Origin of the sequence: Arthrobacter sp. BL-252-APC-1A, assembly GCF_009696625.1 — a bacterium.
Classification (GTDB): Bacteria; Actinomycetota; Actinomycetes; order Actinomycetales; family Micrococcaceae; genus Arthrobacter_B.
Window position 1 is genome coordinate 511,486 of the sequence record NZ_VULS01000002.1, and the last position, 19,333, is coordinate 530,818.

A 19,333-nucleotide genomic window follows, 5' to 3' on the forward strand; every position below is an offset into this window, starting at 1 on the left:
CGTCACCCGATTTCCAGGGCCGCAACTTTCCAGAGTCCGCGCCGCAGCTCCAGACGGAGAGCTACGGCGCGGACTCTGTCCGTTTCTGCCGCGGCAACGGCGGTTTCGTAGACCCCGGGTGCCACCGGGCACACGCGGACCCTGAGGATTCGCACGTTCCGGTGCAGCCGGGCCCCTTCCCGCCCGCGGACCAGGTTGGTACGCAGCTGCAGCCGTTCAAACTCCTCAAAATCCATCCAGCGGGCCAGCTGCTGAAGCGGACGTGTTCCGGCGAGGACCTCAAGCGCCCCCATTGTGACTGAGCGGGAGATTGCCTCAATCCGGGCGTCGTCTTCCGGGGAGCTGGACCAGTTCGCTTCCGTCTTAGCCGGGGCGGGGCGCAGTTCCCTTATGACGGCCGGATGCCGCTGCGGGAGGACCGGTGGGGCCTGGCCAGGCACGGTGCTGAATACTGGAAGGGGTTCTCCGCTGGCCCTGGACAGTTCCGGGGAAGCCTCTCCCGGCGCGGGGAGAACGATCAGGATGCTCATGGGGGTGTCCTTTCCGATGGACCAGTTAGTAGTCAGCGGGCGGGGGAGGGACAGCCAGAACCTGTCCGGGGATTATCACGTTCGGATCCGGGCCGATGACAGAACGGTTGAGGTGGTACCAGCGGGGCCAGTGCCGGGAAATCTCCGCCTCGGCCGCAGAAGGACCGAGCTGTGCTGCGGCCAGCGCCCACAGCGTGTCCCCGGCCGCAACGGTGACGGTTTCGGCGGTCTGGGCAGGCCGCGGGGCGCGTGGGATGAGCAGCGAGCCGTTCAGCTGGCCGGAAGGCTGCCACGTAGGGTCTGCTGCCGGAGAGGAACGGGCGGCGGCGTCTGCACCGGCAGCTGACGGGCGCCAGACTGGATCCACCGGGGAAGAAGCAACAGCACCGATCGACGTCGTGTTCTCAGTGCCACCGGCCAGGGCTGGAAGGGGAACAGCCACCAGCTGCAGTCCGAGCGCTGCCGCTGCCAGCCTCCGCAGGAAGGCCGGGCTCAGGCGGCCGACGGCTCGGGCTGCCCCGGGGTTGCCGCTGCGCCAGAGGATCGCTGCGATGAAGCCTGCCGCAAGGCCCGCGGCCCACCAGAGCAGAACCAGGAGGCCGAGGAAACTGGCGCCGAGTCCGGCGCAGGTCTGAAGGTCCGGCAGGGAAAGTGCAGATCCCGGGGCCCAGGGCCACAGCCCACGGGGATCCGCGCCAAGCTGGGTCCCTGCCCAAAGCAGGAGTGCGCCTAGCCCCGCTGCAGTGACGGCGAGAACCAGGTCCTCAAGGACCCTGCCTGGTGCTGGTCTGTCCTGAGCCATGGGCACCTCCGTGTTTGTTGCTCGACTCGGTCTCTATGTGTTTGATGCGTTTACCGTGCTCGTGGTTCTTGATGTGGTTTTTGATGTGGTTTGGTTCAATTTCGTGCTATTTGATAGAACTTGATGAAGGTTGATCCCCTTTACTACAGACTGATGAGCGTCCTGTCCAGAGTGGTGCGGCCGAAAAAGGCACGTTAGCCTTGCCCGATGAGGTGGGAGGCTTTGTTCACGGATTTGGAGGCGCAGCTTGCTGCAGCCGGCCAGGCTGACCTTGAGGCGGAAATAGCCGACCGGCAGCGGGGAGAAGTTGCAGGGCTGGACCTGGCTGCGAGGCTCCGTGCGCAGCGGGGCAGGAGCCTGAGCGTCTACCTGGGGCTGGCCGGCGGACCGTTGAACGGGGTTCTGGGGCAGCTGGGTGCTGACTGGTTCCTGCTGGAATCAGCAGCGGGTTCGCATGTAGTGGCGCTTGACGCGGTGTCCATGATCGAGGGAATGAACCGATATTCAGTCCAGGCCGCACCGAGTGTGCAGCTGCGTTTGGTCTCCGCATTGCGTGGTCTCGCGCGGGACCGCTATCCGGTTGGCCTGCAGCTCCGGTCAGGACAGCAGCCGCTGCACGGCAGTATTGACCGCGTCGGGCGGGACTTCCTGGAGTTCGCAGCAGTGGAGCCGGGCGCGGCCCGGCGGCGGGAGAACATCTCCTCTTACCGGGTGATCCCCCTGGGGCAGGTGGCCGCGGTCAGTACTATCCGGTAACAGGCCTCGGGCGAGGCTGGGATCTTCGGGAGGAGCTAGGCTTCTGCGCCCTCGTCCTGGGGCAGCGCAGCACGCGCAGCTTCGGCACGGCGGTAGGCACCGGCGATGTACTCCTCGAGCTTGGCGGTTTCGACCCGCCACTGGCCCCGGCCTCCGACCTGGATTGCAGGCAGCTCACCGGACCGCACCAGCGCATACGTCTGGGACGAAGAGATGTTCAGGACCTCGCCCACGTCAGCAAGTGTGAGGAACCGTTTCTCCACCATCGCGCCCACCATCAACCCTTTCCGGCATTTTCCCCGCCGTGGCAAGTCTGCCACCAGAGTGCACCGCGCAGCTGTTATCCACATTTTCCGCGTTCCACCCGTTTCCATACTGCCTGTTTCGGGCCACAATGACCTCCAACACTCCGCAGGGAGGCTGAAAACCAAGGGGGAAGTATGAGTCTCAAGACGGCGGCGCCCGCCGCAGCTGCGCCGCGCCTGAAAAAACCGTCGTGGAAGGATCCGCGCCTGCTGCTCGGAATCCTGCTTGTCCTGGCCTCTGTGGCGGGAGTCAGTGCCCTGCTGGCGAGCCAGGACAGGACAACGCAGGTGCTGGCTGCCTCACGGGACCTTCCGGTAGGAACCGCCCTGAAGGCAGCAGACTTTGACGTGGTCCAGGTGTCCCTCGGCGGGCTTGAAGGAACGTATGTTTCCGCCGGGGACCCATTCCCGCAGGACGCGGTGGCGGGAAACCTGCTGCGGAGCGGAGAGCTGCTGGTCAAAGCGGACCTCACGGAGGCAGACAAACTGGACCGCAAGCCCCTCGGCCTGGATGTTCAGGCGCCCCTGCCCAGCGGAATCCGCGCCGGAGACAGGGTGGATGTCTGGGCCTCCCTCCCGAACGGGCAGAACGGCTACAGCGAACCCCGGAGGCTGCTTGAAGCGGCAGAAATCTCCGAGCTCTCTGTGTCGGATTCGGTAATCGGGGGAGCCGATTCAACCCGGCTCCTGGTCCTTGTGGAGGACCAGGATCTGCCTGCGCTGCTGGGTGCTCTGTCCAATCAGGCGAAGATCGCCGTCGTTCCGAATCCTTCCGCGGGATGAGCGCCATCCCGGTGGTGACCTCAGGCAGCGGGACGGCGGACCTGGTGCAGGGACTCGAGCGGCTTCAGGGCCCCGTTACCGTGATTCGCCGCTGCACCGAACTTTCGGAGCTCATAGCGGCCTGCCAAAGCGGTATGGCGCGCGCTGCGATTGTTGACGACGACGCCGGCGAGCTGACTGCCAGCCTCGCAGACCGGGTGGCAGCAGCGGGCGTGGCGCTTGTGGTCCTCGCCGATGACCAGGCAGCGCGCAGCCGGTTCGAGCAGCTCGGCGTCCGCTGCGCGTCCCGGAACCTCGATTCACCGGCGCTGGCTGAGCTCGTGGCCTCGGCCGTCCAGTCCATGGAGGCCCGCGGCAGGGAAGAAGGTGCGGCATCCGCGCTGGCAGACCCGGCCGACTCCCTGCGTTCCTGGGAACTTGCCGGCGGCACATCCGTAGGAAGCTCTGACTCGCAGAATCACCGGCAGGGAAAGATCGTGGCGGTCTGGGGTCCGGCAGGCAGCCCCGGGCGAACAACCCTGGCCGTCAACCTGGCCGCGGAAGCCGCTGCTGCGGGCAGTCAGGTGCTCCTTGTAGACGCAGACACCTACGGGCCCAGCGTCGCGGCAATGCTGGGACTGACAGAAGAATCGGCTGGCCTCGCGCAGGCCTGCCGGCTGGCTGACCAGGGCCTGCTGGAACCGGCGGGACTGGAGGCGAGTGCGGTCCAGGTGGACGTCAGGGCGGCCCGTCTGCGGGTCCTGACCGGAGTTACCCGCGCGGACCGCTGGATAGAAATCCGGGGTACGGCGCTGGCCCGCGTACTTGAAGAGGCCAGGAGCCTCGCGGAGATCACGGTGGTGGACTGCGGGTTCAGCCTCGAAGCAGACGAGGAGCTGAGCTTTGACACTATGGCCCCTCGCCGCAATGCAGCAACGCTGGTGGCCCTGGAGCACGCGGATACGGTTTACGCGGTCGGGGCGGCAGATCCGCTGGGCGTGCCGCGGCTGGTCAGGGCGCTCGCAGAGTTGGAAAACGCTGTCCCGTCGGCTTCCCCGCTGGTTGTGATGAACAAGGTGCGTGCTTCGGTTACCGGCAGGTCTCCCGAACGCCAGCTCAGCGAGGCCTGGGCGCGGTTTGGGCCCGGCCAAATCGACGCGTTCCTGCCGGCAGACTGGGATGCAGCCGACGCCGCGCTGCGTTCCGGGGCAGTACTCCTTGAAGCAGCACCGTCATCCGCCCTGCGAACAGCGATTGCGGCACTGGCAAACGTTCCTGCAAGTGGCCGCGCCAAACGGCGCAGACGGCGCCGGATTCCCGCAAAGTGACCTTTTCTTTCCCAAAGGGATAGGCTCGTATCAAACGGGCCGCAACGGAGCGGTCTGTACTAAGCGGCGAATTTCGGAGGCGTATTAAATGTCGTCTGGGTCCAACTCCACGGATCTTTCCAGTTCGGATACTTCCCTCGAGGATTTCATCGGGAATTACTACGAGCACCTGGCGGCGGAAGATGCCGCTCTCTACCCTCCGCAGGCACTGCGGGAGCGGGCAGAGGCGCACCGGTCACTTGCCTGGACCCGTGCCGAGGGAACTGCTGCCGTTGATGTCTTCGACCAGGGCGATGCCAGCGTCATCCTCATCGTCACCGATGACATGCCTTTCCTCGTGGACTCCGTCACTGCAGAAATCGTGCGGCAGAACAGCGGCATCCGTCTGATGGTCCACCCCACCTTCCTCGCGACCCGCCACAAGGACAGCGACACCCTCCAGCAGGTGAAACGCGTGCCCAACGCTGCCGGCATCTCCAGCGGCGACACGGCCGCGCTTCCGGATATATCAGGCCTGCTGGGCGGAAGCGGAGCGACCACGCGCATTGAATCCTGGATCGCCGTCGAGGTTCCCAGGCTTACCGATGAGAGCCGGCGCAAGGACATGGTTGACGGCCTGGTCCGGGTCCTGGACGACGTGCGGCTGGCCGTCAAGGACTGGTCCGGCATGCGGGCGAAGGTCCACGAGATCGCTGCTGAACTGGCCACCGCCGGACCCGGGATCCCGGATCTCCAGCAGGCCCGGGAACTGCTGACCTGGCTGGATGACGGAAACTTCACGTTCCTCGGCTACCGGGAGTACGACCTGCTCAACGAGGACGGAGAGGACGTGCTCCGAGCGTCCTCCGGCACCGGACTGGGCCTGCTCCGCCGTCGTTCGGAGGCAGGCAAGGTCCAGCACCTGACAACCGCTGGCAGGGCCAAGGCCCGCGAGAAGCGTGCCCTGGTAATCACCAAGGCGAACTCCCGGTCAACGGTCCACCGTGCTGCCTACTTCGATTACATCGGCGTGAAGCGCTTCGATGCGGACGGAAACGTCAACGGCGAACGCCGTTTCATTGGTCTGTTCGCCACCGGGGCCTACACGGGTTCAGTCCGGGAGATACCTATCCTGCGGGACAAGGTGCAGGACGTCATGCGCCGCGCCGGCTTCCCCGCCGATTCACACTCCGGCAAGGACCTGCTCTCCATCATGGAGACGTTCCCCCGGGACGAACTCTTCCAGATGGACGCGGACAGCCTGCTGGAGACGGCCCAGGGGATCCTGCGTCTGCAGGAGCGCCGCCGGACACGGCTGTTCCTCCGTCCGGATGTTTACGGCCGGTTCATGTCTGCCCTCGTGTTCCTGCCCCGTGACCGCTACACCACCTCGGTGCGTCTGCGCATCCAGGACGAGCTGCGGGCTACTTTCAGCGCAGAGTCAATCGACTACGAGGCGCGGCTGACTGAATCGGCGCTCGCACGCCTGTTCTTCCGAATCCGCCTGCCCAAGGGTGCGGAGATCGGCGACGTAGACGCAGCGGCGCTGGAGCGCAGGCTGGTCAACGCCACCCGGTCCTGGTCCGAAGGTATCGACGAGGTGCTGCGGGGGAAGTTCGAACGCGAGCAGGCCGAACAGCTCTCTGCCCTGTGGGGGGACGCCTTCCCCATGGATTACCGCGTCGGCTACGAAGTTGAAGACGCGCTGGAGGACATCGCCCGGTTCGAGGACCGTCTGCAGAATACGGAGACGGCGCCGGAGCTCTTTGTCTACCTGCCCGCAGGCGGGGCGGACAGCGCTGACGCACGGGTCAAGCTGTACCTGCTCGAACCGCGCTCACTGACTCAGATCCTGCCCTTCCTGCACAACCTCGGCCTGGAAGTCCTTGACGAGCGTCCGTTTGAGATCAAGCGGCAGGACGGGGTTGAACTCTTCCTCTACGATCTCGGGCTGCGTTACCGCCCAGGTGTGGATCCGCTGGAAACCGGAAGCCTCCTGGCAGCAGCTTTCCGGGCCGGAATTTCCGGAGCCAGCGAATCCGATGCCCTGGAACGGCTGATCCTTGGGCAGGGCCTCGGCTGGCGGGAAGTTGTGATGTTCCGCAGCTACGCCAAGTACATGCGCCAGATGGGCAACACGAACTCTTACGGTTTCATTGCGGACACACTGATGGGCAACCCGAGGGTGACCGGCGCACTGGGCCGCATGTTCCGGGCCCGGTTCGACCCGTCGCTCGAGGATGAGAAGCGTGCCGCGGAAATGGAAGCCGCCCGCAGCGATCTCGACGCAGGGCTGGAACAGGTTCCCACCCTGGACGCGGACCGCGTCCTGCGGACCTTCGCCAACCTCATCGAAGCCACACTGCGCACCAACTTCTACCAGGACAAGCCGTACGTGAGCCACAAGCTCAACACGGCGGCAATCGACGGGGCGCCGTTCCCGCGGCCGAAGTATGAGATCTGGGTTTACTCCCCGCGGGTGGAAGGTGTGCACCTCCGCTTCGGCGAAGTGGCCCGCGGCGGTCTGCGCTGGTCTGACCGCCGGGAGGACTTCCGCACTGAAATCCTCGGACTGGTCAAGGCACAGACCGTGAAGAACGCGGTCATTGTTCCAACCGGGGCCAAGGGAGGGTTCTACGCGAAGCAGCTTCCTGATCCTGCCCAGGACCGCGGTGCCTGGATGGAAGAAGGTAAGGAAAGCTACCGCACGTTCATCCGGGGGCTCCTGGACATTACCGACAACCTAGTTGTCACCGAAGACGGCGAGCAGGTCCGTCCGCCGGAGAACGTGGTGCGGCACGACGGTGACGACAGCTACCTCGTTGTTGCCGCTGACAAGGGCACTGCGTCATTCTCCGACATCGCCAACGCACTCTCCGCGGAATACGGTTTCTGGCTCGGCGATGCCTTCGCATCAGGCGGATCCGTGGGGTATGACCACAAGGCCATGGGCATTACCGCCCGCGGTGCCTGGGAATCCGTGAAGCGCCACTTCAGCGAACTCGGAGTCGACACCCAGAACGAGGACTTCACCGTTGTGGGCGTGGGCGACATGAGCGGCGACGTGTTTGGCAACGGCATGCTGCTGTCCAAGCACATCCGCCTGGTAGCGGCCTTCGACCACCGCCATGTGTTCCTGGATCCCAATCCGGACGCTGCGCGCTCGCATGCTGAACGGCGCAGGCTCTTCGAATTGCCGCGCTCGTCCTGGGCTGATTACGACGAAAACCTGATCAGCGAAGGAGGCGGGGTGTTCCCCCGCCAGTCCAAGAGCATCCCGATCAGTGCCCAGGTACGTGAGGTCCTCGGCCTGGACGCGTCGGTGACGCGCCTGAGCCCGCCGGAACTCCTCAGGACGATCCTCAAGGCACCCGTCGACCTGCTGTACAACGGCGGCATCGGTACGTACATCAAGGCGTCCACCGAAACGAACGCCGAGGTGGGGGACAAGGCCAACGACGCGATCCGAATTGACGGACGCGACGTCCGGGCCAAGGTCATCGGCGAGGGCGGCAACCTGGGCATGACCCAGCGCGGCCGCATCGAAGCTGCCCTGTCCGGAGTCATCCTGAACACTGACGCGATCGACAACTCAGCGGGCGTGGACTGCTCCGACCACGAAGTGAACATCAAGATCTTCGTGGACCGTATGGTTGCTGCGGGCAGGCTGGACGCGTCCGAGCGCTCCGCCTTCCTGCATTCGATGACCGATGAGGTCGGACGCCTGGTGCTGCAGGACAACATCGACCAGAACATGCTGCTGCTGAATGACCGCCAGCGGGTAATCGAGTGGAGCCCCAGCTTTGAACGGCTGATGGACTGGCTCGAGGAACACGCCGGGCTGGACCGTGCCCTGGAAGCCCTGCCGACCAAGGACGAACTGCGTGCCCGTGTTGCCGAAGGCCACGGCCTGAGTGCTCCGGAGCTCTCGGTGCTGGCTGCCTACGCCAAGATCGAGCTGACCCGGGCGCTTACAGCCTCCGACCTGGCAGACGACCCGTACTTCCGCAGGACGCTGCGCCGGTACTTCCCCAAACAGCTGGTGGAACGCTTCGATGACCAGCTGGATACCCATCCGCTGCGGCGCGAAATCATCTCCACCATGGTCGCCAACGACATGATCAACATCGGCGGAATCACCTTCGCCTTCCGGGTCATGGAAGAGACCTCAGCTACCGAGGCCACGGTTGCCCGTGCCTTCAGCGCGCTGCGCGAAATCTACGCGATTGACGACGTCGTTGCGGCACTGGGAGAGCTGCCCGCCAGCTTCCCGACCGAGACCTGGACCTCCATCCACCTGGACATGCGCCGGCTGCTGGACCGTGCCGTGCGCTGGTTCGTGAACCATGTGGGACGAGGCAGCTCCATCGACGAGGACATCCAGGCTTTCAAGCCGATCGTCGAACCGCTCCGGAAAGACCTCATGCGCTTTATGTGCGGAGCTGACCGGGACCGGGTTGAAGCCGCCCTGGAGAAGGCATCCGGCTGGGACGTGCCCAAGGAACTTGGCACCTACTGGGCGGAGCAGTTCGAAAGCTACGGCCTGCTGGACGTCGCCCTGGCGACCCGGCAGGTCCAGGAACCCGCAGAGAACATTGCCGCCGTCTACTACGCGGTTTACGACCGCTACGGGATCGACGACCTGCTGGAGCGCATCACCAAGCTGCCCCGCGGCGACCGGTGGCAGGCACTGGCCCGCGCCGCCCTGCGCGATGACCTGTACTCCACGGTCGCGGACATGACTGTGGCGGCCCTGCAGGCCACCCCATCCATGGAGGGTGAGGAACCCGTAGCCCGGGTGGAAGCCTGGGAGCAGGAAAACGCAGACAACCTTGAGCGAGCCACCAAGATGTTCGCCGAGGTAAACCAGCTGGAGCAGGATGACATGGCTTCCCTTTCGGTTGCCCTGCGCCTGCTGCGCTCGATCGTAAGGCGCTGACGGACCTCCGATATGGCGATATTTACCGACCCGATCAAGGACCACGCGGATTTCGGTCCGGGCGATGCTGAGTGGCTGCACCTGCTGGTGGGGGACTGGCAGCTGGTTGCGGACCTCGCGTTCGCTGACCTCGCCCTGTGGTTTCCGCTGCCCGAAGGCACCTACGTGGCGCTGGCACATGCCCGCCCATCGACGTCGCATACTGTGTTCCACAGCGACTTCGTGGGCGAGCGTATCCGTGCCGACCTGCAACCTCTGGTGGACAAGGCCTGGAAGTCCCAGACCATTGAGCGCTCCAGCGAGACGAACTGGACCACGGAGACGGCGATGCGGGTGGAAGCGATTCCGTTCGTCCGCAACGGGCGCACGCTCGCCGTCGTTACCTCCCACATGGACCTTTCGAGTTCCCGGATGCCCTCACGGCTTGAGCTCACCTACCGGCAGTGCGCCTATGACCTGCTGCGGATGGGCACGCTGGGACTGTGGCCGGACTTCGCCACACCCACAGGGTCCCGCCGCGGCGCCCCACGCGTGGGCGACGGACTGATCCGGCTCGATGCCCAGGGAGTGGTGCAGTATGCCAGCCCCAACGGGGTCTCCGCGTTCCGCCGCCTTGGCGACATGGAAACGCTGGAAGGCAGGCCGCTTGCTGAAATCACGACGGCGCTGCTCAAGGACCGCAGGATGGTGGACGAAACGCTGCCGCTGGTGGTCACCGGGCGGATGCCGTGGCGCACCGAGATCGAGTCGAGGGGAGTGAGCCTGTCCCTGCGGGCCATCCCGCTGCGCGATGAGAAGGAACGGTTCGGCGCGCTGGTGCTGTGCCGCGACGTTTCGGAGCTGCGTCGGCGGGAAATGGAACTTGTGTCCAAGGACGCGACCATCCGCGAGATCCATCACCGGGTGAAGAACAACCTTCAGACGGTGGCAGCGCTGCTGCGCATGCAGTCCCGGCGGATGGAGAGCGAAGAAGGCAAGCAGGGCCTGGCCCAGGCCATGCGACGGGTCTCAACGATCGCGCTGGTCCATGAGACGCTGTCCCAGGGCCTGACCCAGAATGTTGACTTTGACGAGCTGATCGACCGCCAGTTCCGCCTTTCGGCCGAAGTTGCCTCGCCGTCGCAGGCAGTCCGCACCGAACGGCAGGGCACCTTCGGTGAGCTGCCAAGCGACCTGGCCACGCCGCTTGCCCTGGTGATCAACGAACTGGTGACCAACGCCGTCGAGCATGGGCTCGCCGGTAAGGAAAACGGCACCGTATGGCTGAACGCTGAACGCCACCAGGGCAAAGACGGCGAAGAGAACCTGACGGTTACCGTTGCTGATGACGGCGTTGGGCTGCCTGACGAACCTCGGAGGGAAGGGCTGGGCCTGCAGATCGTCCGGACGCTGGTCCAGAGTGAGCTCGCCGGGACCATCGAGTGGTCAAAGAGGCCCGGCGGGGGTACTGAGGTGACGATCCAGATCGGGCTGGACGGCGCCCGCCGGCGCTAGGCCACGGTCCATGCCCACAAAAGAAGGGCCGCTGCCTAAGGCAGCGGCCCTTCTTTGGTTCGGGCGGGGGTGCCCGGTAAGTCTTAGGGAGGTCCGGCTGGTCCTCTTCCGGGTTCCCTAGGAAGCCCGGCGTGCCCTGGCTGCACGGCGCTTCAGCGCACGGCGCTCGTCTTCGCTCATGCCGCCCCAAACACCGGCGTCCTGTCCGGTTTCGATTGCCCACTGCAGGCAGGTATCGATCACCGGGCACCGGCGGCAAACGCTCTTGGCCTCTTCAATCTGAAGAAGAGCCGGGCCGGTGTTCCCCACGGGGAAGAACAGCTCCGGATCCTTGTCCAGACATGCTGCGCGGCTCCGCCAATCCATGCTAATCACTATCTCCTCTGAAAAGTTGACTCCGCTTGTTTGTGAAAACATTCACGAGCAACCGCAAACTAAAGGGGCCGGTTTCGGCCCCTGATTCCCCTCTACAAGGGTGTCACGCGATGGAAACGCAAACAAGGGTTAACAAGCTGTTAATCTGCCGGAAATGATGAGTGATGCGTCACAAAGGCCCGTGGCCTCGGTCCTCTAGGATCCCTAACCGGTCGCTGCCCCTCGACTATGTCCGGTATGGTGCCAGTGTGTCAAGACCCCAAAATTCCCCGGCCCAACAGTCGCGCCCGGGCGCAGTTGCCCTGATTTCGGCCATTCTGGTCTTTGAGGCACTTGCCCTTTTGGGCGTTGCGGGCTGGTACATCTACAACCTGATCAACTCCACGGCGACCTCTTTTGGAGGAGCTGTCTTCAGCTTGTTCCTGATCGTCCTTGTGGCCGTATGGCTGCTGGTGGTTGGCCACTTCTTCTTCAGGGGCATGCGCTGGACGCGTGCTGCAGCACTGGTCTGGCAGCTGTTCATGATCGTTATTGCCGTGCCGACACTGCAAGGCGGTGTGGTGCTTGTTGGGTTGGTGCTGCTCCTGCCCGCAGCGGCAGTCATCCTGCTGCTGTTCTCCAAGCCGGTCATCGCATGGACGTCGCGGACGAGCGGGGACGCGAAGGCTTTCTAGCCAGTTCTGAGGAAGCCCGGGGTGCCGGAGAGATATGGGTCACCCTCGTGGACGAGTATCCGGCCGGCACCCAAATCCAAACGCCCCTGCTGGTCCGGTAAAGAGGCCGGTACACACGGCTCAAACTGTGGACAACACCCCGGGCCGCCGCGAAGGGCAGCTCATCGGGAAAGGGTAGACTGCCGTCCGGGGGAGACCACAGAAGATACTTGAAAGGCCTGCGTGTCCCAGGAAATCCTAGCCGCCCGGAAGACCGAGGGCGCGGGCGAAGCCGCCAAAAAGGTCTACCGGCCCGAAGTCCAAGGGCTGCGTGCACTCGCCGTGCTTATGGTGGTGACCTATCACATCTGGTTTGGCCGGGTGTCCGGTGGGGTGGACATTTTCCTCCTTATCTCCGCGTTCCTGCTGACGTTTTCCTTTATTCGCAAGGTCGAATCTGGCCGGCCGCTGGATCTGGCACGGTACTGGCTGCATCTTCTCAAGCGGCTGCTGCCTGCCGTTGTAGTTGTCCTGCTCAGCGTGCTGGCCGTCACCGCGGTTCTGGTTCCGCGCTCACGGTGGACCGAAATCCTCACCCAGGCATGGTCCTCCCTCCTCTACTTCCAGAACTGGGTCCTGGCAGCCAATTCCGTGGACTACTACGAAGCGGACCAGAGCATCGCCAGTCCGCTGCAGCATTTCTGGTCGCTGTCCGTGCAGGGACAGGTCTTCATCCTCTGGCCGTTGCTTTTCGCACTGGCCGCCTTAATCGCCCGGGCAACCAAGATCCGCTTCCGCCGGGTGGTGCTGCTGGTCTTTGGGACGGTGTTCGTCCTCTCCCTCGCCTTCTCTGTCTATGAGACCTATACGAACCAGGTCCACGCGTACTTCGACACCAGGACGCGTCTCTGGGAGTTTGCGTTTGGGACGCTCCTGGTCCTGGCTCTGCCGTACCTGAAGCTGCCCCGGCCGGTCAGGGTTGCAGCAGGCTGGCTTGGCCTGGCGGCGATGCTCTCTGGCGGGTTTGTCCTTGACGTCCAGGGCGAGTTCCCGGGATACGTTGCATTGTGGCCGCTCGTGGCCGCGGCGCTCGTCATCGTCGCAGGCCAAACGGGGAGCCCAATCGGTGCAGACCGGCTGCTCAGCTGGAAGCCGCTGATCCGGCTGGGAGACATGTCCTACGCCCTGTACCTCTGGCACTGGCCCGTCCTCATCATTTTCCTCATCTGGCGAGACCGTGAGGAAGTCGGGCCCGTCGGCGGAACCGCCATCATCGTTCTCTCCCTGGTCCTGGCCTATCTCACCACCAGGTTCGTGGAGCGTCCGCTGCGATCCATGCAGTGGGCAGAGGCCAAGAAGCGGCGCGCGGCACTCATCATTGCTGTCTGCCTTGCACTCGTCGCCGTACCCCTCGCCGGATGGCAGCAGATGCTGAAAGTACAAAATGACCGCCTGCTGGCCAACATAGACGTCAACAATCCAGGTGCCGCTGTCCTTGACCCTGAGTTCATCTACCACGGAGAAGAGGACGTGGACCTGGCGCCTCTCTTCGAACGGGCGGGATCCGACTACGCCAACCTCGGTTCGCCCTGCACGGGGGAGTACGCCACCGAAGCCGCAGAACTGCAGGGCATCGGCTGCACCGAGTACGTCTCATCCCCCAACCCGGACAAGGTCCTCGTTGCCGTCGGCAACAGCCACGTCCAGCAGTGGCTTCCGGCCCTGGCGCCGATTGCGGAAGCCAGAAACTGGACCCTGATTGGTTTGGTGCGCGGCGGATGCCAATTCGTGGAGTACTCGGACGGGATCTCCACTGAATGCAACGAGCGCAACGCCCAGGCGCTCGAGTACATTCTTGACCTTCAGCCGGACGCCGTGGTGACGACAGCAACCTACTCGATCGCGGATTATCCGCACGAACTCCTGCCCGGCGGTTTCGCCACGATGGCCAGGACCGTGATGGAGAACGGCATCGACGTGGTTGGCATCAGGGACAATCCCAGGCACGGAATTGACATGGCTTTGTGCCCCGAAGACTTCGGGATTGACTCGGCCGAATGCAACCCGCTCTACGAGAGTGTGCGGGCTCCGGATTCTCCCCTCGACGTTATGGGCACCATCGTGCCGGGGATGAAACTCTTGGACGTGGATGACCTGGTCTGTCCGGACGGAATATGCCGGGCCGTCATAGGAAACGTCCGGGTTTACCTGGACGAAAACCACCTCTCGGCCACCTACAGCAGGACGATGTCGCCTGGGCTGGAAGCCCGGCTGCTGGAACTCCTGCAGAGTGGGTAGCCCCTCCCTCGAAACGCTATCCGCCAGGGCCCGAAAATGCCTTCGCGGGTTTTGTCCGATAACCTAAACCGTTGGGTGTGTGCCGCAGGGCTGCCCTGAAACTTACAGGAGTGACAAGTGAACGTTGACCTCGTCGTCGTCGGGTCGGGCTTCTTCGGCCTCACCGTTGCCGAACGTGCCGCCAAGGAACTGGGACTGAAGGTCGCCGTCCTTGACCGCCGCCACCACATTGGCGGCAATGCCTACAGCGAGAACGAAGCCCAGACGGGAATCGAGGTGCACCGCTACGGCGCGCACCTGTTCCACACCTCCAACGAGCGTGTCTGGAACTACGTGAACGAGTTCACGCAGTTCACGAACTACGTGCACAAGGTCTACACCAGCCACAAGGGCGAGGTATACCCAATGCCGATCAACCTGGGCACGATCAATCAGTTCTTCCGTTCCTCCATGGGCCCGGCCGAGGCGAAGGCGCTCATTCAGGAACAGGCCGGCGAACTTGCCGGAACCGACCCCCAGAACCTGAATGACAAGGGTATCCAGCTGATTGGCCGCCCCCTCTACGAGGCGTTCATCAAGTACTACACCGGCAAGCAGTGGCAGACGGACCCCAAGAACCTGCCGGCGGAGATCATCTCCCGGCTCCCTGTGCGCTACACCTATGACAACCGGTATTTCAATGACAAGTACGAAGGTCTGCCGGTCGACGGCTACACGGCATGGATCGAGCGGATGGCCGATCACCCGAACATCCAGGTACATCTCAAGACCGACTTCTTCGATGACGGCCACGAATTCTCCCGAGCCACCACCCTCGGCCAGGTTCCGGTTGTCTACACCGGACCTGTTGACCGGTACTTCGACTACGCAGAAGGCGACCTGTCCTGGCGCACGATCGACCTCGAGGAAGAGGTCCTGCCGATCGAAGACTTCCAGGGCACTTCGGTCATGAACTACCCGGATGAGGATGTCCCGTACACCCGAATCCATGAGTTCCGCCACTTCCACCCCGAGCGGGACTACACGAAGGACGCCACGGTCATCATGCGTGAGTTCTCCCGCTTCGCTGAAAAGGGAGACGAGCCGTACTACCCCGTCAACACTGCCGAGGACCGGGCCAAGCTGCTTGCCTACCGGGACCTGGCGAAGGGCGAAAAGGACGTGCTGTTCGGCGGCCGTCTCGGAACATACAAGTATCTGGACATGCACATGGCCATCGGCTCCGCCCTGTCCATGTACGACAATAAAATAAAGCCCCACTTCACCGGGGGAGCCAAGCTGGAAAGCGGAGGAGTCGACGCGTGAGCAACGCCATCGTTGAGAGCGAAGAAAAAGCGGACCAGCAGGAATGGTCCACCATTCAGCGGGTAATCCTTCCCTCCCTGGACCAGCTCGATACGGTTCCGCTGTATCTGGATACGGGGAGCGCAACCGGTGTGCAGCTCTCGACTATGAGTGGAGACGCCAAGAGCAGCAATTCCGGGCCAACCATGTCTGCCCCTGGCAAGGAAGCCCACGCCGAGGACTTCCTCTCCCGGCACTCCACCTCAGTCCGGGCAGGCGAACGGGTGTCCTTCGGCACGTACTTCAACGCCTTTCCTGCCAGCTACTGGCGCCGCTGGACCAACCTGGAGACCGTGCGGCTGACAGTCCGCACCACGGGCACCGGCGCCGTCAGCGTTTACAAGTCCAATGCCCGCGGGGCACTGCAGCACGTGGAAACCCAACGGGTAAGTGCTCCCGCCACCAGCACCTTCGAGCTGAGTTTGAAGCCATTCGGCGACGGTGGCTGGTACTGGTTTGACCTGGTCGCCGGTTCCGAACCGCTGGTGCTGGAAGAAGCTGAGTGGCAGGCCCCGGGCCCCGCGGTGAACCAGGGCACAGTGACGCTCGAAATCACGACCCTGAACAAGACGGACTTCTGCCTGAACAACCTGCGGATCCTGGGCGAGCATCCGGATGCCCTCAAGTGCCTCAAAGAGGTCCTCATCGTGGACCAGGGCACAAAGAAGGTAGCGGATGCCGAAGGTTTCGCCGAAGTCGAAGCCATGATGGACGGCAAGCTCCGCATCATCAACCAGGCCAACCTCGGCGGCTCGGGCGGCTTCGCCCGCGGCATGTACGAGGCTGTCGAGAGCGGCAGCGACTACGTGCTCCTCCTGGATGACGACGTCGTCATGGAACCGGAGAGCATTTCCCGCCTGGTGACGTTCGCTGACCGTTGCAAGACGCCGACCATCGTCGGCGGGCATATGTTCGACCTGTATAACCGCACGGTGCTGCACACCTTTGGCGAGATCGTGAACCCCTACCGGTTCCAGCCGGACCAGCCGCACGCTGAGCAGACCCTGGGCCACGACTTTGTGCGCTCCAACCTGCGCCAGACGTCCTGGCTGCACCGCCGGGTGGACGTGGATTACAACGGCTGGTGGATGTGCCTGATTCCGACCCAGGTAATCCGCGACATCGGACTCTCACTTCCCGTGTTCATCAAGTGGGACGACGCCGAATACGGCCTGCGGGCCAAGGCAGCGGGTTACCCCACTGTTTCGATGCCCGGCTCGGCCGTATGGCACGTTTCCTGGATCGATAAGGACGACCTCGTCGGCTGGCAGGCCTACTTCCACACCCGTAACCGCATGATCGCGGCACTGCTGCACAGCCCGTATGAGCACGGCGGCCGTGTTGTCCGGGAAACCGGTTATATGGACCTCAAGCACCTGATTTCCATGCAGTACTACACAGCGGTTGGGCGTGCCATGGCCCTTCGCGACCTTCTCAAGGGCCCGGACCAGCTGCATGACCTCCTGCCGGTCAAGCTTCCGGAAATCCGCGGCATGGTTAAGGAATTCTCCGATGCCCAGATCCAGTCTGAGCCCGAGGCCTTCCCTGCGCCGGTAATGCACAAGCCGCCGCGGCGTGGACAGGGTTTCAGCGCCCCGTCCTACGCCACGCTTATTCCGTGGGCAGCGAAGACTGTTGTAAAGCAGCTGACCAGGAAGGTCCCTGCCACGAGCATGGAGCACCCGCAGGCGTACATTGCGCACCAGGACAACAAATGGTGGCGGATGTCCCAGTACGACAGCGCCGTTGTCTCCAATGCAGAGGGAACCGGTGCGTCCTGGTACCGCCGCGATCCGAAGCAAATGCGCGCACTGCTCGCCGAGAGCCTGCGCCTGAACGCCGAGATCCTGAAGAACTGGCAGACGCTCAGTGACCGCTACCGCAGCGCGCTGCCGCACATCACTTCCTTCGACGCCTGGAAGGCGACGTTTGAGAAGCACTCGGAAGAGGGCAAGTAGGTTTGTCCGCCGAAGCTCTTCAGACCCCGGGAAGAGGAAGCGGGTTCGCAGATCTTTTCCGATCCCGGTTCCTGCTTAAACTGCTGGTAGCCAAGGAACTAAAGGTCCGCTACCGGGGATCTGTCCTCGGGTTGCTCTGGTCCTATGTGAAGCCCGGCGTGCAGTTCGTTGTCTTTTACGTCGCACTCGGCGTTTTCCTGAACATGGAGCAGAGCGATCGCAATCCCGGCGGTCTGCCGAACTACGCGATCTACCTGTTCTCCGGAATTGTGCTGATCAACTTCTTCACTGAGGCTCTGGGAAATGCGTCTCGGTCGATCGTGGGCAACGGCGGGCTGATCAAGAAGATCTACCTTCCCCGGCAGCTCTTCCCCGTGGCTTCTGTTTGGGTTTCGGGCGTTCACTTCGTACCGCAGATCCTCATACTGGTGGTCGCCTGCCTGTTCAACGGCTGGCGACCCGGGGTGCTTCAGCTGGCGGCTGCGGTAGCCGGATTCCTGATTGTGGCTCTGCTTGCCACTGGTCTGGGACTGCTTTTCGGAGCCGTCAACGTGTACTTCCGTGACGCTGAAAACCTGGTGGACATGCTGCTGATGATCGCCACGTGGGCCTCCCCAGTGCTCTACTCCTGGATCATGGTGCGAAATCAGCTGGGGGAAACCTTCTTCAACGTCTACCAGCTGAATCCGATCACCGTCGGCGTCGAGACGTTCCACTTTGCTTTCTGGCTGCCCACGACGGACGCTGCAGAAGCGGTTCCTCCACACCTGCTTTCCATGTGGATCCCCATTGGTTTGGCTATCTCCGGGTTGGTCCTGCTGATCGGACAGCTCGTTTTCCGCCGCCTTGAAGGCCGTTTCGCTCAGGAGCTCTGACCCGTGGCTACTGCCATTGAAGTACGCAATATCAGCAAGAGATTCGTCCTGCGCCATACGCGCTCGATGAAGGAAGCCTTTGTCTGGCTGATCAAAGGACGCAAGGGGGACCTGAGCGAGAAGTTCGATGCGCTCAAGGATGTCTCCCTGACTGTTGAACAGGGCGAGACCGTTGCTCTGCTGGGCTTGAACGGGTCCGGAAAATCCACGCTGCTGAAGCACATCTCCGGTGTTATGCGGCCCGACGCCGGTACCGTCGGCACGCGCGGGCGCGTTGCCGGACTGATCGAGGTCGGGGCGGGATTCCACCACGACCTCAGCGGCCGCGACAACGTGTACCTGAACGGTGCCATCCTCGGCATGACTGAGGACGAGATCAACGAGAAGTTCGATTCAATCGTTGAGTTCTCCGAAATTGGCCAGTTCATCGACACCGAGGTGAAGTTCTATTCTTCGGGCATGTACCTGCGGCTGGCTTTTTCCGTCGCGGTGCACACAGATCCCGAGGTGTTCCTCGTCGATGAGATCCTCGCCGTCGGGGATGAGCCGTTCCAGAAGAAGTGCATCGACAAGATCAAGGAACTGGGCGGCGAAGGCAAGACGCTGGTAGTGGTCAGCCACGACCTGGACCTGGTATCCCGCATCTGTGAGCGCGGTGTGCTCCTGGAACACGGAAAGATCGTGATGGACGGACCAGTAGACGACGTCGTCGCGAAGCTGCGTTCGCACTAATTCCCCCGCAGCCTGAAGCTGAGTCTTCCCAGACGGAGGAACAACTAACGCTGGTAAAGGGCCGGCCACGCTCCGCTGAACTGCTCCCCGAAAGTTGGACTGAGAAATCAGTTCACTCTCGGGGAGCAGTTCTATGCACAGCAGCAGTTCATTGTCGGAAGAGCAGCGTGAGGCAGCGGTAGCCTTATTTGAGCTGGGTTGGG

Annotated in this window: 15 protein-coding genes; 11 read left to right on the top strand and 4 right to left on the bottom strand. The window is 63.3% G+C overall.

Annotated elements, in window-relative coordinates:
- Nucleotides 1-2 precede the first annotated feature (2 nt).
- Nucleotides 3-530 carry an Rv3235 family protein gene (locus FYJ28_RS17240; protein WP_229780227.1) on the bottom strand — a complete coding sequence of 176 codons (528 nt, stop codon included), beginning with the start codon at nucleotides 528-530 and terminating at the stop codon, nucleotides 3-5.
- A 25-nt stretch (nucleotides 531-555) separates the two neighbouring features.
- Entirely contained in the window at nucleotides 556-1,332 is a 777-nt protein-coding gene (locus FYJ28_RS05165; RefSeq protein ID WP_154578468.1) for a LysM peptidoglycan-binding domain-containing protein, read from the bottom strand.
- Nucleotides 1,333-1,539: 207 nt separating this feature from the next.
- Here FYJ28_RS05165 and FYJ28_RS05170 point away from each other — a divergent pair, with 207 nt between their 5' ends.
- Nucleotides 1,540-2,088 (top strand): hypothetical protein, encoded by a 549-nt coding sequence (locus FYJ28_RS05170; RefSeq protein WP_154578469.1) that lies wholly within the window; start codon nucleotides 1,540-1,542, stop codon nucleotides 2,086-2,088.
- A gap of 35 nt (nucleotides 2,089-2,123) precedes the next feature.
- On the opposite strand, the gene FYJ28_RS05175 is transcribed toward FYJ28_RS05170, so the two are convergent.
- Entirely contained in the window at nucleotides 2,124-2,354 is a 231-nt protein-coding gene (locus FYJ28_RS05175; RefSeq protein WP_055239754.1) for a helix-turn-helix domain-containing protein, read from the bottom strand.
- Between the two features lie 174 nt (nucleotides 2,355-2,528).
- Here FYJ28_RS05175 and FYJ28_RS05180 point away from each other — a divergent pair, with 174 nt between their 5' ends.
- The 4 genes from FYJ28_RS05180 (at nucleotide 2,529) to FYJ28_RS05195 (ending at nucleotide 10,895) form a co-directional block, all read left to right on the top strand.
- Nucleotides 2,529-3,176: an SAF domain-containing protein gene (locus FYJ28_RS05180; RefSeq protein ID WP_055239549.1), complete on the top strand. Its 648-nt coding sequence runs from the start codon at nucleotides 2,529-2,531 to the stop codon at nucleotides 3,174-3,176.
- The gene (locus FYJ28_RS05185) at nucleotides 3,173-4,483 is read left to right on the top strand and encodes an AAA family ATPase (RefSeq protein WP_154578470.1); all 1,311 of its coding nucleotides are present in this window, start codon (nucleotides 3,173-3,175) and stop codon (nucleotides 4,481-4,483) included. The genes FYJ28_RS05180 and FYJ28_RS05185 overlap by 4 nt, the downstream gene beginning before the upstream one ends.
- 88 nt (nucleotides 4,484-4,571) lie before the next feature.
- Nucleotides 4,572-9,401: an NAD-glutamate dehydrogenase gene (locus FYJ28_RS05190; protein ID WP_154578471.1), complete on the top strand. Its 4,830-nt coding sequence runs from the start codon at nucleotides 4,572-4,574 to the stop codon at nucleotides 9,399-9,401.
- Nucleotides 9,402-9,413: 12 nt separating this feature from the next.
- Nucleotides 9,414-10,895: a sensor histidine kinase gene (locus FYJ28_RS05195; protein ID WP_055239552.1), complete on the top strand. Its 1,482-nt coding sequence runs from the start codon at nucleotides 9,414-9,416 to the stop codon at nucleotides 10,893-10,895.
- A 117-nt stretch (nucleotides 10,896-11,012) separates the two neighbouring features.
- Here FYJ28_RS05195 and FYJ28_RS05200 read toward each other — a convergent pair whose 3' ends face one another.
- Nucleotides 11,013-11,261, bottom strand: coding sequence for a WhiB family transcriptional regulator (locus FYJ28_RS05200; protein ID WP_055239553.1), 249 nt, complete (start codon nucleotides 11,259-11,261; stop codon nucleotides 11,013-11,015).
- 257 nt (nucleotides 11,262-11,518) lie between these two features.
- Here FYJ28_RS05200 and FYJ28_RS05205 point away from each other — a divergent pair, with 257 nt between their 5' ends.
- The 6 genes from FYJ28_RS05205 to FYJ28_RS05230 all read left to right on the top strand — a co-directional run bounded on the left by FYJ28_RS05205 (nucleotide 11,519) and on the right by FYJ28_RS05230 (nucleotide 19,130).
- Nucleotides 11,519-11,944, top strand: coding sequence for a hypothetical protein (locus tag FYJ28_RS05205; protein ID WP_326831520.1), 426 nt, complete (start codon nucleotides 11,519-11,521; stop codon nucleotides 11,942-11,944).
- A 222-nt stretch (nucleotides 11,945-12,166) separates the two neighbouring features.
- A complete protein-coding gene (locus FYJ28_RS05210; protein WP_326831521.1) occupies nucleotides 12,167-14,221 on the top strand; it encodes an acyltransferase family protein in 2,055 nt (684 codons plus the stop codon).
- Between the two features lie 117 nt (nucleotides 14,222-14,338).
- The gene (gene glf, locus FYJ28_RS05215; protein WP_326831522.1) at nucleotides 14,339-15,526 is read left to right on the top strand and encodes a UDP-galactopyranose mutase; all 1,188 of its coding nucleotides are present in this window, start codon (nucleotides 14,339-14,341) and stop codon (nucleotides 15,524-15,526) included.
- A complete protein-coding gene (locus tag FYJ28_RS05220) occupies nucleotides 15,523-17,523 on the top strand; it encodes a glycosyltransferase (protein ID WP_326831523.1) in 2,001 nt (666 codons plus the stop codon). The genes glf and FYJ28_RS05220 overlap by 4 nt, the downstream gene beginning before the upstream one ends.
- Nucleotides 17,524-17,525: 2 nt before the next feature.
- Nucleotides 17,526-18,398, top strand: a complete 873-nt coding sequence (locus FYJ28_RS05225) for an ABC transporter permease (protein ID WP_154578472.1) — start codon at nucleotides 17,526-17,528, stop codon at nucleotides 18,396-18,398.
- A 3-nt stretch (nucleotides 18,399-18,401) separates the two neighbouring features.
- Nucleotides 18,402-19,130 carry an ABC transporter ATP-binding protein gene (locus FYJ28_RS05230; RefSeq protein ID WP_326831524.1) on the top strand — a complete coding sequence of 243 codons (729 nt, stop codon included), beginning with the start codon at nucleotides 18,402-18,404 and terminating at the stop codon, nucleotides 19,128-19,130.
- Nucleotides 19,131-19,333: the final 203 nt, after the last annotated feature.

Excerpts from the sequence above, each read along its gene's own strand:
- FYJ28_RS05180 (WP_055239549.1), top strand. The coding sequence starts at position 2,529 with ATGAGTCTCAAGACGGCGGCGCCCGCCGCAGCTGCGCCGCGCCTGAAA.
- FYJ28_RS05200 (WP_055239553.1), bottom strand. The coding sequence starts at position 11,261 with ATGGATTGGCGGAGCCGCGCAGCATGTCTGGACAAGGATCCGGAGCTG.
- FYJ28_RS05185 (WP_154578470.1), top strand. The coding sequence starts at position 3,173 with ATGAGCGCCATCCCGGTGGTGACCTCAGGCAGCGGGACGGCGGACCTG.
- FYJ28_RS05195 (WP_055239552.1), top strand. The coding sequence starts at position 9,414 with ATGGCGATATTTACCGACCCGATCAAGGACCACGCGGATTTCGGTCCG.
- FYJ28_RS05165 (WP_154578468.1), bottom strand. The coding sequence starts at position 1,332 with ATGGCTCAGGACAGACCAGCACCAGGCAGGGTCCTTGAGGACCTGGTT.
- FYJ28_RS05170 (WP_154578469.1), top strand. The coding sequence starts at position 1,540 with ATGAGGTGGGAGGCTTTGTTCACGGATTTGGAGGCGCAGCTTGCTGCA.
- FYJ28_RS17240 (WP_229780227.1), bottom strand. The coding sequence starts at position 530 with ATGAGCATCCTGATCGTTCTCCCCGCGCCGGGAGAGGCTTCCCCGGAA.
- FYJ28_RS05175 (WP_055239754.1), bottom strand. The coding sequence starts at position 2,354 with ATGGTGGAGAAACGGTTCCTCACACTTGCTGACGTGGGCGAGGTCCTG.
- FYJ28_RS05190 (WP_154578471.1), top strand. The coding sequence starts at position 4,572 with ATGTCGTCTGGGTCCAACTCCACGGATCTTTCCAGTTCGGATACTTCC.